General features: G+C 38.7%; 12 protein-coding genes. 7 read left to right on the top strand and 5 right to left on the bottom strand.

Translation table 11 applies throughout. The features are described 5' to 3' along the window. Positions 1-22: 22 nt before the first annotated feature. On the top strand, positions 23-3,100 hold the full coding sequence (locus SanaruYs_RS16795; RefSeq protein WP_127123753.1) for a WD40/YVTN/BNR-like repeat-containing protein: 3,078 nt from the start codon (positions 23-25) through the stop codon (positions 3,098-3,100). 69 nt (positions 3,101-3,169) lie between these two features. Here SanaruYs_RS16795 and SanaruYs_RS16790 read toward each other — a convergent pair whose 3' ends face one another. Both SanaruYs_RS16790 and SanaruYs_RS16785 read right to left on the bottom strand, forming a co-directional pair. Beyond that, positions 3,170-5,209 (bottom strand): carboxy terminal-processing peptidase, encoded by a 2,040-nt coding sequence (locus SanaruYs_RS16790; RefSeq protein WP_127123752.1) that lies wholly within the window; start codon positions 5,207-5,209, stop codon positions 3,170-3,172. Between the two features lie 9 nt (positions 5,210-5,218). Beyond that, on the bottom strand, positions 5,219-6,112 hold the full coding sequence (locus tag SanaruYs_RS16785) for a phage holin family protein (protein ID WP_246011930.1): 894 nt from the start codon (positions 6,110-6,112) through the stop codon (positions 5,219-5,221). 301 nt (positions 6,113-6,413) lie between these two features. Between SanaruYs_RS16785 and SanaruYs_RS16780 the strand changes: the two genes are divergently transcribed. Then, positions 6,414-6,662 carry a hypothetical protein gene (locus SanaruYs_RS16780; protein WP_127123751.1) on the top strand — a complete coding sequence of 83 codons (249 nt, stop codon included), beginning with the start codon at positions 6,414-6,416 and terminating at the stop codon, positions 6,660-6,662. Positions 6,663-6,672: 10 nt separating this feature from the next. Continuing rightward, the gene (locus SanaruYs_RS16775; RefSeq protein ID WP_127123750.1) at positions 6,673-6,900 is read left to right on the top strand and encodes a hypothetical protein; all 228 of its coding nucleotides are present in this window, start codon (positions 6,673-6,675) and stop codon (positions 6,898-6,900) included. A gap of 1 nt (position 6,901) precedes the next feature. Here the strand turns inward: SanaruYs_RS16775 and SanaruYs_RS16770 are convergent, their stop codons facing one another. Continuing rightward, positions 6,902-7,372 carry a pyrophosphohydrolase domain-containing protein gene (locus tag SanaruYs_RS16770; RefSeq protein WP_127123749.1) on the bottom strand — a complete coding sequence of 157 codons (471 nt, stop codon included), beginning with the start codon at positions 7,370-7,372 and terminating at the stop codon, positions 6,902-6,904. 84 nt (positions 7,373-7,456) lie between these two features. Here SanaruYs_RS16770 and SanaruYs_RS16765 point away from each other — a divergent pair, with 84 nt between their 5' ends. From SanaruYs_RS16765 to tyrS, 4 genes are all read left to right on the top strand, one after another. Continuing rightward, a complete protein-coding gene (locus SanaruYs_RS16765; RefSeq protein ID WP_127123748.1) occupies positions 7,457-7,822 on the top strand; it encodes a hypothetical protein in 366 nt (121 codons plus the stop codon). Positions 7,823-7,924: 102 nt separating this feature from the next. Next, the gene (gene can / locus SanaruYs_RS16760; protein WP_127123747.1) at positions 7,925-8,578 is read left to right on the top strand and encodes a carbonate dehydratase; all 654 of its coding nucleotides are present in this window, start codon (positions 7,925-7,927) and stop codon (positions 8,576-8,578) included. A gap of 40 nt (positions 8,579-8,618) precedes the next feature. Then, complete coding sequence (locus tag SanaruYs_RS16755) at positions 8,619-10,196, top strand: SulP family inorganic anion transporter (protein ID WP_127123746.1); 1,578 nt, start codon at positions 8,619-8,621, stop codon at positions 10,194-10,196. 74 nt (positions 10,197-10,270) lie between these two features. Further along, positions 10,271-11,557, top strand: a complete 1,287-nt coding sequence (gene tyrS, locus SanaruYs_RS16750) for a tyrosine--tRNA ligase (RefSeq protein WP_174842779.1) — start codon at positions 10,271-10,273, stop codon at positions 11,555-11,557. Between the two features lie 73 nt (positions 11,558-11,630). On the opposite strand, the gene SanaruYs_RS16745 is transcribed toward tyrS, so the two are convergent. Beyond that, complete coding sequence (locus SanaruYs_RS16745; protein ID WP_127123745.1) at positions 11,631-12,170, bottom strand: outer membrane beta-barrel protein; 540 nt, start codon at positions 12,168-12,170, stop codon at positions 11,631-11,633. Between the two features lie 39 nt (positions 12,171-12,209). Next, positions 12,210-12,830 carry a porin family protein gene (locus SanaruYs_RS16740; protein WP_127123744.1) on the bottom strand — a complete coding sequence of 207 codons (621 nt, stop codon included), beginning with the start codon at positions 12,828-12,830 and terminating at the stop codon, positions 12,210-12,212. Positions 12,831-12,833 lie beyond the last annotated feature (3 nt).

The following is a 12,833-nucleotide window of genomic DNA, read 5'->3' as shown; positions in this document are numbered from 1 at the left end:
TAATCACAAACCTCAAAGAATCATGAAAAAAATTTATTTGCCTTTTCTGGTTTTCCTGGTGAGTAGCACTGCTTTCGCGCAGGATGCTGTCACTAAAGGAAAAGAACTCTTCGGAGATATGCGCGCCAGACATATAGGCCCAGCGTTAATGAGTGGGCGTATTTCAGATCTTGAATTACACCCAACAAATGATCGTGTTGTTTATGTAGGTGCGGCAGGTGGTGGTGTATGGAAAAGTACTAATGGTGGCGCCACCTTCAATCCCATTTTTGATGAATATTGTCAATCTATTGGAGCGGTTGAAGTGGATCCATCTAACCCTGATAATATTGTGTGGGTAGGAACAGGTGAAACCTGGACAAGAAATAGCGTTACTGTTGGAGATGGTCTTTACAAAACCATTGATGGCGGTAGCAACTGGCAAAAAATGGGCTTCGAAAAATCTGAGCGCATTGCCGGCATCCAAGTTAATCCACAAAACTCCAATGAAGTATATGTTGCCGTAATGGGTGCTCTGTGGAGCGATAGTGAAGAAAGAGGTCTCTATAAAACAACTGATGGAGGTAAAACATGGAATAAGATTTTATATGTTGATAAAACAACCGGTTGCAGCGATTTACTGCTTGATCCTAAAAACCCTAATATCATATATGCATCTTTCTGGGAATTCAGACGTTCGCCATGGAGCTTTAACTCCGGTGGTTTAAGCAGTGCCCTATACAAATCTATAGATGGTGGCGTAACCTGGAATAAAATTCACAACGGTTTCCCTAAAGGTAAATTAGGAAGAATTGCTGTAGCTGTTGCTCCTTCTAATTCAAACATACTATATGCAGTAATCGAATCTGAACAGGATAAAGATAAAGGACTTTACCGCAGTGATGATGCCGGGGCAACCTGGAAACAAACCAATGGAGATTTCGGACTGGTTGTAAGACCTTTTTATTTTTCAAGAATTACTATTGACCCCCGCAACCCTGAAGTAGTTGTTAAAGCAGGCTTGTATGGTTCCATTTCACGTGATGGTGGCAAAACTTTTAAGAACCTCGGACCAATGCATGCCGATATACACGATATAGTGTTTGACATTAATAACTCTGATCGTATGTATGTCGGTACTGATGGTGGTGTGTATCGTAGCTGGGATGGTGGAACAACGATGGAGATCATTGAGAACCTTCCGCTATCACAATTCTATCAAATCAGTGTTGACAACGAAGAACCTTATAATGTATATGGCGGTTTACAGGATAATGGTTCATGGTACGGCCCATCTAGTTCACCTGGTGGTGTAGAGGCAAGAGACTGGCATGTAGTAGGTGTAGGCGATGGCTATCGTGTATTACCACATCCTACCAAGAAAATCCTTTACTCAGAAATGCAGGGTGCAGAAAATGTATGGCGGTACGATAGAACTAAAGAACAGGTAAAAACAATTCAACCGTTGGCGATGAAAGGGGATCCTAAACTTCGCTTCAACTGGAATTCACCCATGGCTACAAGTGCTTTTAAAGAAGATCGTTTCTATATGGGCAGTCAATTTGTACACCGCTCTGAAGATATGGGTGAAACCTGGGTGAAAATTTCTCCTGATTTAACTACAAATGATCCGCTAAAAACAGAGCAAGGAAAATCAGGTGGTTTATCGCGCGATAATTCTGGTGCTGAAAATCATTGTACCATTTTCACTATTGCTGAATCTCCCCTTGACGAAAATATTGTTTGGGCAGGTACTGATGATGGTAATGTGCAGGTAACCAAAGATGGTGGTAAAACATGGACGAATGTAGTAGCCAACATTGCTGGCTTACCTAAGAATACATCATGCTGGCACATTGAAGCCAGTAAGTTTGGTAAAGGGACTGCTTATGCGGTGTTTACAGGCTATCAACAAGGAGATCAGAAACCATATACTTATAAAACAACAGACTTTGGTGCAACATGGAAATCTGTTATTTCAAATGATGTTGTTGGTTTTGTGCGAAACATCCAAGAAGATTATGTAAATGAAAATTTACTTTTCTTAGGTACTGAATTTGGTTTGTATATTACTATTGATGGAGGAACATCGTGGTTGAAGTTTACTAACAACATGCCTGCAGTTGCTGTACACTTTATTGATCTACAAAAAAGAACCAATGATTTAGTGATGGGTACACACGGCCGCGGTGTTATTATTATTGATGACATTAGTCCTTTACGTGAACTCACTACTGAAAACCTGGCGAAAGAATTTCATTTCTTCCCTATCAAGCCTGCAACAATGGACGAATCGAATGGTTTTGGTGGTACAGCTTCTGAAACACAATTCGTTGGCGCCAATGCCAGTACGAATGCTAAGATTACATACTACTTGAAGAAACGTCATACGCTTGGCAAGATGACTGCAGAACTTCAGGATATGAGTGGTAACAAAATTGCTGACCTAGATGCAGGTAAATCAAAAGGTATCAATGTGATTGAATGGGGCTTTACAACCAAAGCACCTAAAATAGCAACTGGTAAAACTTTTGCCTTCGGTGGCTTTACAAGCCCGCGTGTTCCTGCAGGTACTTATAAAGTAGTAATTCAAAAAGGAAAAGAAACCTTTACCAATGAATTGGTTGTTCAATACGATCCGAAGTCTACTATTGCTATAGCAGATCGTAAAGAAAATGAAGTAGTTACTAGAAAGCTTTTTGATATGACGCAGGAACTTGCATATATGGTTTATGAAATCGATGAGACCATTAAAGCAGCTGAAGAACAAAAAGCAAAAAGCCCTGCTGCTTCAAAGGCGGTAACCCCTTTGTTAACTGAGCTGAATAAACTAAAGGAAACACTGGTTATTACCACTGGCGATAATTACGTAGGTGCAGGAGAGCCTCAGCTTCGCGAAGACTTATCGGAATTATATAGTAAGGTGGCATCAACCTTCTTTAAACCATCTAATGCTGAATTGGATAATATGGCTGCAATAACCGAGCGTATGCAAACAGCGAAAACAACTTTTAAAAAGGTAAAAGAAAAGCATACACCTAAATTAAATGAAGTGATGAGTAAGAATAATATGCAACCCATCATTCTTAAATCCTTTGACGAATTCGTAAAAACGAATTAAGATAAATGCTATAAAGCAAAAAGGCTCCGGAAAACCGGAGCCTTTTTTATGCTATCAAATTAAATGTTGTCAACCTACTCGTTGCACAATCAATTCAGAAAGAATCAAAACACTTTCTCTCAAGTAAGCATCGTCCATTTTGAAGCCCGGTGTAGAAACATTTCCTGTTTCTTTGTCACCCAACTTAGTTCCCAAACTTGTATTTGCTCTTTTTCTCTCAGCCTCTTCCATTTCCATTTTACGCTTGGCTTCATTCAACGAGACTTTAGTTTCCTTCATGGTGCGTCTGGCCTCATTCGTATCGCTAATAAACTTATTAAGCTGCACATCGCTCTTAACGCGATCCTGATACGATTTATTAAGTGTAGCCAGCGTTTGCTTATTTACAATGGGTGTTTTCTCATATAATGTACTCCTGATTTCATCCCATGGCAATGCACTCGGGTTTGCACTTTCCCCATACTCTTCTTCATCAAATGGTGATGGCAATTTAACATCGGGTGTTACGCCTTTATGTTGTGTGCTGCTACCTGTTACTCTGTAGAATTTCTGAAAAGTGATTTTCAATTCACCTACCTCTTCGCCCTCTGTTGGTTGAATAAAACGTTTCAGATCGACAACTGTCTGAACGGTACCTTTACCATATGTAGACTCGCCAACAACAACACCGCGGTTATAGTCTTGTATGGCACCGGCAAAAATTTCAGAAGCGGATGCACTAAAGCGATTGGTCATTACTACAAGAGGACCAGTAAAGAGCACGCTCGGATCATCATCTTTAGCAACTTCAATGCGGTTCGCTGAGTTTTTCACTTGTACTACAGGACCATTTTTAATAAACAATCCTGTAAGATCAATTGCCTCTGCCAATGAACCTCCCCCATTGTTGCGTAAGTCAATGATCAAACCGTCTACTTTATCAGCTTGTAATTCTTTTATTAATTTTTTTACATCGCCTGAAGTACTGGTATAATCAGGATCCCCCTTTTGGTAGGCCTCCCAATCCATGTAAAAGCTTGGGATCGTAATAACACCCATCTTTAAATCTTTGACACCTTGTTTATAAGGCACTATTTCTTTCTTAGCCTTTTGATCTTCAAGTTTGATTTTCTCTCTTACTAAAGTAATTTCTTTAGATGAACCTGTAAGGCCAGTTTCCCCAGGCAAATAGCTAAGTCTTACTGTTGTGCCTTTAGGTCCTTTAATAAGTTTCACAACATCATCAATTCGCCAGCCGATAACATCTACCATATCGCCCTCAAGACCTTGTGCTACGCCTATAATACGATCGTTAGCTTTGAGTATGGTTGATTTATCTGCGGGACCACCAGGAATAATTTCAGCTATTTTAGTGTAGTCATTATCCGTTTGTAAGCGAGCTCCAATACCTTCCAGCGAAAGCGTCATCTGCTCTTTAAACTTCTCTGCAGCTTTTGGTGAAAAATAAGAAGTGTGTGGATCGTAAGCTTCGGTAATTGTATTCATATAAATATTGAATACATCTTCGCTGTTGAATTGACGCATGGCTTTATTCATGCGTTCATATCTCTCTGCCAATACTTTCGACATCTCCTCTGGCTTTTTTCCACTCAGTTTAAGACTCAAAGCCTGATTCTTAATGTTCTTACGCCAAACATCATTTAATTCTTGTTCGTTAACTGCCCAAGGTTCTTTTTCACGATTGGTTTCATATTCCTCATCAATGGTAAAATCAAACTGCTCGTTAACTAAATGAGTGGTGATGTAACTCATTCGCTCATCAAAGCGTCTTCGAAAAACTTTATAAATTTCATAAGCGGGATCAACATTAGCGAGTTGCGTAAGATCATCTAATGTTGTGCGGTATTTTTCAAAAGATTGTATGTCGGACTTTAAGAAAAACGACTTACTACCATCCAAGGATTGTACATACTGATCTAAAATTGCTGAAGACAGTGAATCATTAAATTTAATCTTGCTATAATGATTGTTGTTCAGGATAGCGATAATGGTTTGCGCTTCTTTACCATAAATTGCTTTAGGCTGAAAACTTGTTGTGTCTTTTACAGAAGCCCACGATAGTACACTAAACGTAACAAGGAAAAATAAAATCGACCCTACTTTCTTCATACTTTTCATTTAAGATTTATCAAAATCGAACTCGCTTAAAAATCGCTGAGCCTCATCTACAGACTGAAACTCGTAGTGCTTTTTACCTTTAACGGTAGAGTGTACTTCAAGTTTTACCAAATCCACATCCTTATTTGAACGGAACTTGTACTTCTGGTTTCTGTAATCTGCTTCTGATTGTTTATTAGATAGATTAAAAGCCGTGGCCCTATTCGATTTGCAATAAGAACACTGGTAGTATTTAACAAGTTCACCAGGTGTATCGGCAGTTGCTGGTTTTGTAATCTCCTCACGAAGCACCTTCATGGTAAAGAACCCACAACTGTTGCATTTTAAAGCCTCCAAATGACCAGCATACTTCTCGATTTTCACTTCACCGCTTTTCTCATCTACCCAAACATCATAGTCGATTGAGAAAATATTTTCTTCGGCCTGCATACCCATATCCAGATGAACATCTTCTTCCTCCTCACTTAACAAGCGCATAGTAGATCCTTTAGAAGAAACGCGTGGCAGATAACGCCATTTCAGTAATTTTTTATGAATAACTGATGGGTAATAGTATTCCAATACGAGATATCCGACATAACCAACCAGGGTACCACCAGCTATTGAAATAAGAAGACGGGCAAAAAACCATACTTCAATGGTTTTCAGTTTATCCATGCCATACCTGTTGATTATCAAAGCTCCGGCAACGCCAAAGCAGTAAAAAACAAGTTTATAGTTGGCTATCTCCTTGGTATTGATAAAGTCATATTTAGCGTGCGGATCTTTAATAGAAGACAACCGCAGGTTATAGCTGAGGTATATCACAATGCCGGAGGCTATCATAATTATGGCTCCGATAATCATGGCTTGATGCCAAAAAACTAAAAAGGGACTGGGTTCTAAATAATCCATATGCGGGTTTAAATTCAATTATTCTAACTGTAATAATAAGGGCTTCTTGCCATAAGTCCTAGACCAAAACTGTAAGGTTCTAGCACAAACAAAATGCCTACCGAAATACGGGGTAAACGAAGAAGCCCCAAAGTATTGTTAACTAATTCACAAAGAAGGTTGTCTTAAAAAATAATAATCTGATTATCAGACACTTAATTAAACGTGTTTAAGACACAACCTTATCTGTGCATTTTTACACCAGAATACTTGCTTTTATAGTTACAATTAAAGTAACATTGTGTAGTTCTACACATTTTCTATGTCTGCCTACGAAATGAAAAAATTGGAGATGGAGTTAAAATCTTTCATATCCAGGAATTTTGAAAAACCAACCAACTGTAAGAATCTTGATCAGATTAGATTTTATGTGAAAGAGCTTTGTGCTAAAATTGAAGAGCTTGAACTGCAATTCAATTATGTGCCTGAATTTGCTTATACTTTACTTGCTCAATACAATTCAAGACAAAATGTGTTGATCAATTCTGAGTTCAAAAACAGTTATCGATAAAACAATTTCTATGCAATACATACCGTCACCCATCCCGATTCAGTTTCGGTATATGTACTCTGCTACAGCCAATAAATCTGGCCGCATGCAATACCATAAAGTTAAACCAGGCGAAAGTAAACTGCGTATTAGTCGGAGCGAGTTTATAAGCACTTACAACAGCGCTCAAATTGTTTCACTTCGCCCTATTCAGTCACCAGGTAACGATAGCGAATTTCAACTGGAGTTTTTTATCTAAATCAGGGCTTTAAAATTCCTTCTAAGTTGGCAGGGGAGTAATTAATTGACTTAATCGTCTTATTATCAGACTTCCTGTAAACTAACCAATGACTTCCCTCCTGCTGATAATAACATTCAGTGCCATCCTTTTGCAGATAATACTCCACTGTTTTCTTTGCTTCTGCTTCATCTTTGCAGGTCTTGCTCATATTCGAGCGTTGCACTTCATCAAACAATGCCTTGAATTTCTCCCCCAAACCAAATTCAAGTATAGCCCCTGACAATACATATTGTAAATCGCATAGGGCATCTGCAACCTCAACGATGTCGTTATTAAGAATGGCTACCTCCAGTTCCTTTAGTTCTTCGGCCAGCAATGCAACACGTAATTTGCAACGGTTCTCTGTCGGGATAGACGGGGTTTTAAGGATGGGGTGCTTAAAAGTACGGTGAAATTCAGCTACCTGATTAAGTGCATCGGGTTGTTGCATGGCATTGTATTTTCTGGTTAAACAAAATAATGTTCGAATAACGTAAAACTGCTTTGATAAAAAAATTAGTTTAACTTTGTAGAAATGACTCTCTTCAGAAACACACATTTTTTAAGATCACTTGCCACACTGGCAGGTCTTGTGTTTTTGAACCTCAGCTTTTTCCTTACTGAGCTTAATATTCTCGATTTCAAGGAAACCAATAAAGAACTTTACGAAACACTTGTTTTAACCTTTAACACTATCTGTGAAGAGGAAAAGGATCCGTTAAGTGGTGAATCTTCAGAAACGGAATCCTTAAACAAAGAGCTTGATCTTTTATTGACTTACTTTGAAAATGTTCAAGCAGGTTATGTTCTTGTCATCATTAAGAACAATCCCTCTTGTTTGCACCATCCTTGCGATGGTACCTCGGCAAGCATACATCAACCTCCAGAGCTAAACGCTTAATTTCCTTATTGTATTTAACAATAATGTACAACTGTGTATAAGCATACCCATTGTGGTATGCCCTATTTACAATACTATTTTTAACTTTTTGACAATCATACAATGCCACAGCACTATAACGACATTTTTACTGCAAATAAACAATGGGTTCAAAGTAAATTAGGTGAAGACGAACAATACTTTGAAAAACTAAGTAAAGGACAAAAACCTCCATTCTTATGGATTGGTTGTTCCGACAGCCGCGTTCCTGCCAATGAAATTACTGGCACTGCCCCCGGTGAGGTGTTTGTACACCGCAACATAGCTAACATGGTTATTCATACCGACATGAGTATGCTCAGTGTACTAGATTATGCTGTTAATGTACTTGAGGTTCGACATGTAATTGTTTGTGGACATTATGGCTGCGGTGGTGTGCTTGCTGCTATGGGACAAAAACAATTTGGTTTAATTGACAATTGGTTAAGACATATCAAAGATGTTTACAGACTTCATCATGAAGAGCTTGATGCCATTGAAGACGAAAGTAAACGAGCAGACCGGTTGGTTGAATTAAATGTACAGGAGCAGGTGTTTGACCTTACTAAAACCACCATTATTCAGAATGCATGGGCGCAAGGTCGCTTTCTTCAAGTTCATGGTTTGGTTTACTCTATTGCCAATGGAATATTGAAAGATCTTAATGTAACTGTGGGAGATAACTCTGAGATTGAAGGCGTGTATAAACTTCAGATCAAAAATAAAATTCTTGTTTAATTCTTTCTTCGTTCTTTCTCATTTGCTTTAGCGGACTACCATGTCAACAAAAAAACTTAATCTTTTTGCTCATCTTAAAAACGATTTGCCTTCAGGCCTGGTCGTTTACCTAGTCGCCTTGCCTCTTTGCTTAGGGGTTGCATTGGCCTCCACAGGCAGAGCAGATCTTCTCTTCTCCGGCATTATTGCTGGTGTTGTTGGCGGTATTGCTATTGGTTTACTGAGTGGGTCAGCCTTAGGCGTATCAGGCCCTGCAGCAGGTTTGGTTGTAATTGTACTTACTGCTATTGAAACACTGGGTAGTTTCGAAGCCTTTCTGTTAGCTGTTTTCTTTGCGGGTTTAATTCAATTAATTGCCGGATTTTTAAAGGCGGGTATTATTGGATATTATTTTCCGTCCTCAGTTATAAAAGGTATGCTTACTGCCATCGGCATTACGCTTATTTTAAAAGAGATACCACATGCTTTCGGTTATGATGAGGACTTTATGGGTGACGAATCTTTTTTTCAAAAGGATGGTCATAACACCTTCTCAGAATTGTATTATGCCGTGCGGTATAGCAGTGCAGGCGCCATTGTAATCTCAGTTGTTTCATTGGCGCTGCTGATTCTTTTCGACAGACCATTTATGAAGAAAATTCAACTCTTCAAATTTCTGCCGGGCGCCTTGTTTGTAGTACTGATTGGTATTTTACTGAATAGTCTTTTTGGCGGCATTGTGCCTGATTTACAAATGACTGGTAAACATCTAGTGCAGTTGCCTGTTGCAACTAACATCTCAGAGTTTTTTAGCTTTTTCAAGTCTCCCGACTTCACAGCCATTAACAATCCTGATGTTTACATTGTTGCTGTAACATTAGCCATTGTGGCTAGTCTTGAAACATTGTTATCTGTTGAAGCCACCGATAAATTAGATCCACTAAAAAGAAACACACCTACAAATCGAGAATTAAAAGCGCAAGGTGTGGGCAATATGGTGTCGGGTTTATTAGGAGGGTTACCTGTTACGCAGGTTATTGTACGCAGTTCAGCTAACATAAACTCTGGCGGTAAAACCAAAATGTCTACTATCATTCATGGAGCAATTCTATTACTATCTGCCCTTCTTATTCCGCGTTATTTAAATCTTATTCCGTTAGCATCGTTAGCTGTAATCCTCTTAATGGTAGGTTACAAGCTGGCAAAACCATCACTTTTCAAAGGTATGTATGCTTTAGGTTGGGATCAGTTCATACCTTTTATTGTAACAGTACTGGCAATATTGGGTACTGATCTATTAAAAGGTATCGGTATTGGTATGGTTGTAGCAATCTATTTTATTCTTCGTAAAAATTATAAAAACTCCTACCATTACAAGACTGAGAAAAAACAAGAACGCGAAACCGTCACCATTACACTTTCAGAAGAAGTAACGTTTTTAAATAAAGGAAGTATACAGCTAACTTTAAGTCATGCGCCAGATAATAGTGAACTCATTATTGATGGTCGAATGTCCAGAAACATAGATTATGATGTATTGGAGATTATACAGGATTTCAAAAATTTTACAGCTCCTGAAAAAAATATAAAGGTTCTGACACTTAACATTCCTGAAATTGTTTCAGTAGGCGGTCACTAGGTCTCTTCAAAAATGCATAAGAAAGCACGTTTAATCAAACGTGCTTTCTATATTTGCGCCCTACTCTCATTTGTATGAAAATCGATTTTATTGAAGAGCTGGAGTGGCGCGGCATATTGCATGACATCATGCCAGGCACCAAAGAGCAATTAGCGAAAGAAAGCACTAGTGGATACATAGGCTTTGACCCTACAGCCGATTCTTTGCACATAGGACATTTGACGCAAATCATGACGCTCCTTAATTTTCAACGAGCAGGACACAAGCCCTTTGCTTTGGTAGGTGGCGCTACAGGTATGGTGGGAGATCCTTCAGGCAAATCAGCTGAGCGCAATCTGCTTTCTGAAGAAATACTAAACCATAATGTTGCCTGCGTAAAAAAACAACTGGAGAAATTTCTTGACTTTGGTACAGGTAATAATGCCGCTGAAATGGTTAACAATTACGATTGGTTTAAGGAGTTTCGTTTTCTAGATTTTATCCGTGATGTAGGTAAGCACATTACCGTAAATTATATGATGAGTAAGGACTCTGTACAAAAACGTTTAGAGTCAGGCTTATCTTTTACAGAATTTACTTACCAGCTCGTTCAGGGTTACGATTTCTATTGGCTCTACCAAAATAAGGGCTGCAAAATACAAATGGGAGGATCAGATCAGTGGGGTAATATTGTTACGGGTACTGAATTGATCAGAAGAAAGGCCAGTGGAGATGCCTTTGCCTTAACGACTAAACTTATTACAAAAGCTGACGGTACTAAATTTGGTAAATCTGAAGGTGGCAATGTGTGGTTAGATCCTGCCAAAACCTCCCCTTACAAATTCTATCAATATTGGTTAAATGTTTCTGATGAAGATGCAGCTAATTTTATTAAAATATTTACCCAATTCAGTAAGGAAGAAATTGAAGGCTTAATTGCTGAGCACGCAACAGCACCGCATCTACGCAAATTACAACAGGCGCTGGCAAAAGACATTACAATAAGAGTACATTCAGAGGCTGATTATCAAACTGCACTTAAAGCCTCCTCTATTCTGTTTGGTAATTCTACAGCTGATGATTTAAAAAGTCTTGACGAAAATACATTGTTAAATGTTTTTGAAGGTGTACCTCAGGTAAGTATTAGTAAATCAAGCTACGAAAATACAGCAACTGTTACCGATCTCTTGAGTGAAGTTACACAGGGAATTATTTTCCCTTCAAAAGGCGAAACCAGAAAAATGATTCAAGGCGGTGGGGTGAGCATCAATAAGGAAAAAATTACTGATGCGAATAGCAAACCTGACTATAGCTTACTTTCTAATAAGTATTTATTCGTACAAAAGGGAAAGAAAAATTACTACTTGATTATCGTAGAATAATTCTAAAACAGAAGGTAAACAAAAAAGGATCGTTTCATCAACGATCCTTTTTTATTGAAGTGATTATAGTCTATTATTTGCTGATAAAATAACGGAAGCCAAGTGAAGGAGAGAATGTGCTCGCTCCAATACTAATGGTTGAACCTCCACCTTCGTAGCTGATATAAGATATACCAGGTAGTGTAAAATCAAGGGACCACTTCGGGCTAAAGAAGTAAGCAAAGCCAGGAGCCACACCTAAACCAAAAGTAGAAGAACTAACCTCTGTGCCGGTAACCGGATCAACATCTTTATCGGAAGAAAATACAAAACCTCCATCTACCGTAAAAGCAAACTTGTCGTCAGCAATAAACTTATAGTAGCGGATAAAGGGACCAAGACCAAGGCTGGTATTGTCACCATCATTGGCAGAAGAATAAGACAGGTCGAGGCCAACCATCAAATTATCTTTTAAGAAATAACCACCGCTGCCACTAAGGCTAAAGCTTGAGGTGCCTGGATCATTACTTGTAAACCTGAAGCCACCACCTAGGGCAATAGTTCCTGATGTTGTTTGAGCCATAGCCACTGACGTCAACAATCCAAAAATTGCAATCATTATTACTTTTCTCATATATAGGGGGATGAGTAGTTGGTTATATTTTGAAAAATATTATTTGCCGAGTTTGATAAGTTTAAATCCTACAGAAACCTGGATCACCTGGTTTTTGGCATCTTCAGTCTGCTGTGATGGCGCCTGGTCGTAAATTTTAGATAAACCAAGATTGTAACGTGCATCTACTGTCAGACCAAAAGGCAGATCCCATCCAAGACCTAGGGCAAGCGTCATGTCACTGCTCTTCATTTTATCCTTAACATCTTCAACTCTGTAAGAGCCTGGGTTTAACTGATCTTCTATAGGCGTTTCTCCATTTGTTACAAAGCCGAATTGAGGACCCATTTGTAGGTTAATACCTGCTACAGTGTATAATTTTAGAATTACAGGAATATTTACATAGCTGAAATTTGATTCAAAATTCTGACCATTGATCTCAACGTTTGATCCTTGCTGAGAGAATAGAATCTCAGGTTGAATGCCAACTTTAGTAAATTTGAAGAGTGCAAAAGCACCACCATGAAATCCTGTACGGTTTTTATAATTACCTTCTACACCATCATCTGCATTAATGCTTGCAAAGTTAGGACCCGCCTTAACACCAAGTGCGAACTGCACTTGCGAGAAACCGGCAACTGACATTACCATTAAGATTATTACTAAACTGATCTTTTTCATATT

This window comes from Chryseotalea sanaruensis (assembly GCF_003990915.1).
GTDB lineage: Bacteria > Bacteroidota > Bacteroidia > Cytophagales > Cyclobacteriaceae > Chryseotalea > Chryseotalea sanaruensis.
The sequence above is the reverse complement of the archived record's forward strand: the minus strand, read 5'-3'. Positions and strand labels throughout refer to the sequence as shown.

Bases quoted from the DNA above. Each gene is read 5' to 3' on its own strand.
- SanaruYs_RS16740 (WP_127123744.1), bottom strand. From the start codon at position 12,830: ATGAAAAAGATCAGTTTAGTAATAATCTTAATGGTAATGTCAGTTGCC.
- SanaruYs_RS16775 (WP_127123750.1), top strand. From the start codon at position 6,673: ATGCAATACATACCGTCACCCATCCCGATTCAGTTTCGGTATATGTAC.
- tyrS (WP_174842779.1), top strand. From the start codon at position 10,271: ATGAAAATCGATTTTATTGAAGAGCTGGAGTGGCGCGGCATATTGCAT.
- SanaruYs_RS16795 (WP_127123753.1), top strand. From the start codon at position 23: ATGAAAAAAATTTATTTGCCTTTTCTGGTTTTCCTGGTGAGTAGCACT.
- SanaruYs_RS16770 (WP_127123749.1), bottom strand. From the start codon at position 7,372: ATGCAACAACCCGATGCACTTAATCAGGTAGCTGAATTTCACCGTACT.
- SanaruYs_RS16790 (WP_127123752.1), bottom strand. From the start codon at position 5,209: ATGAAGAAAGTAGGGTCGATTTTATTTTTCCTTGTTACGTTTAGTGTA.
- SanaruYs_RS16785 (WP_246011930.1), bottom strand. From the start codon at position 6,112: ATGGATTATTTAGAACCCAGTCCCTTTTTAGTTTTTTGGCATCAAGCC.
- SanaruYs_RS16765 (WP_127123748.1), top strand. From the start codon at position 7,457: ATGACTCTCTTCAGAAACACACATTTTTTAAGATCACTTGCCACACTG.
- SanaruYs_RS16755 (WP_127123746.1), top strand. From the start codon at position 8,619: ATGTCAACAAAAAAACTTAATCTTTTTGCTCATCTTAAAAACGATTTG.
- SanaruYs_RS16745 (WP_127123745.1), bottom strand. From the start codon at position 12,170: ATGAGAAAAGTAATAATGATTGCAATTTTTGGATTGTTGACGTCAGTG.
- can (WP_127123747.1), top strand. From the start codon at position 7,925: ATGCCACAGCACTATAACGACATTTTTACTGCAAATAAACAATGGGTT.
- SanaruYs_RS16780 (WP_127123751.1), top strand. From the start codon at position 6,414: ATGTCTGCCTACGAAATGAAAAAATTGGAGATGGAGTTAAAATCTTTC.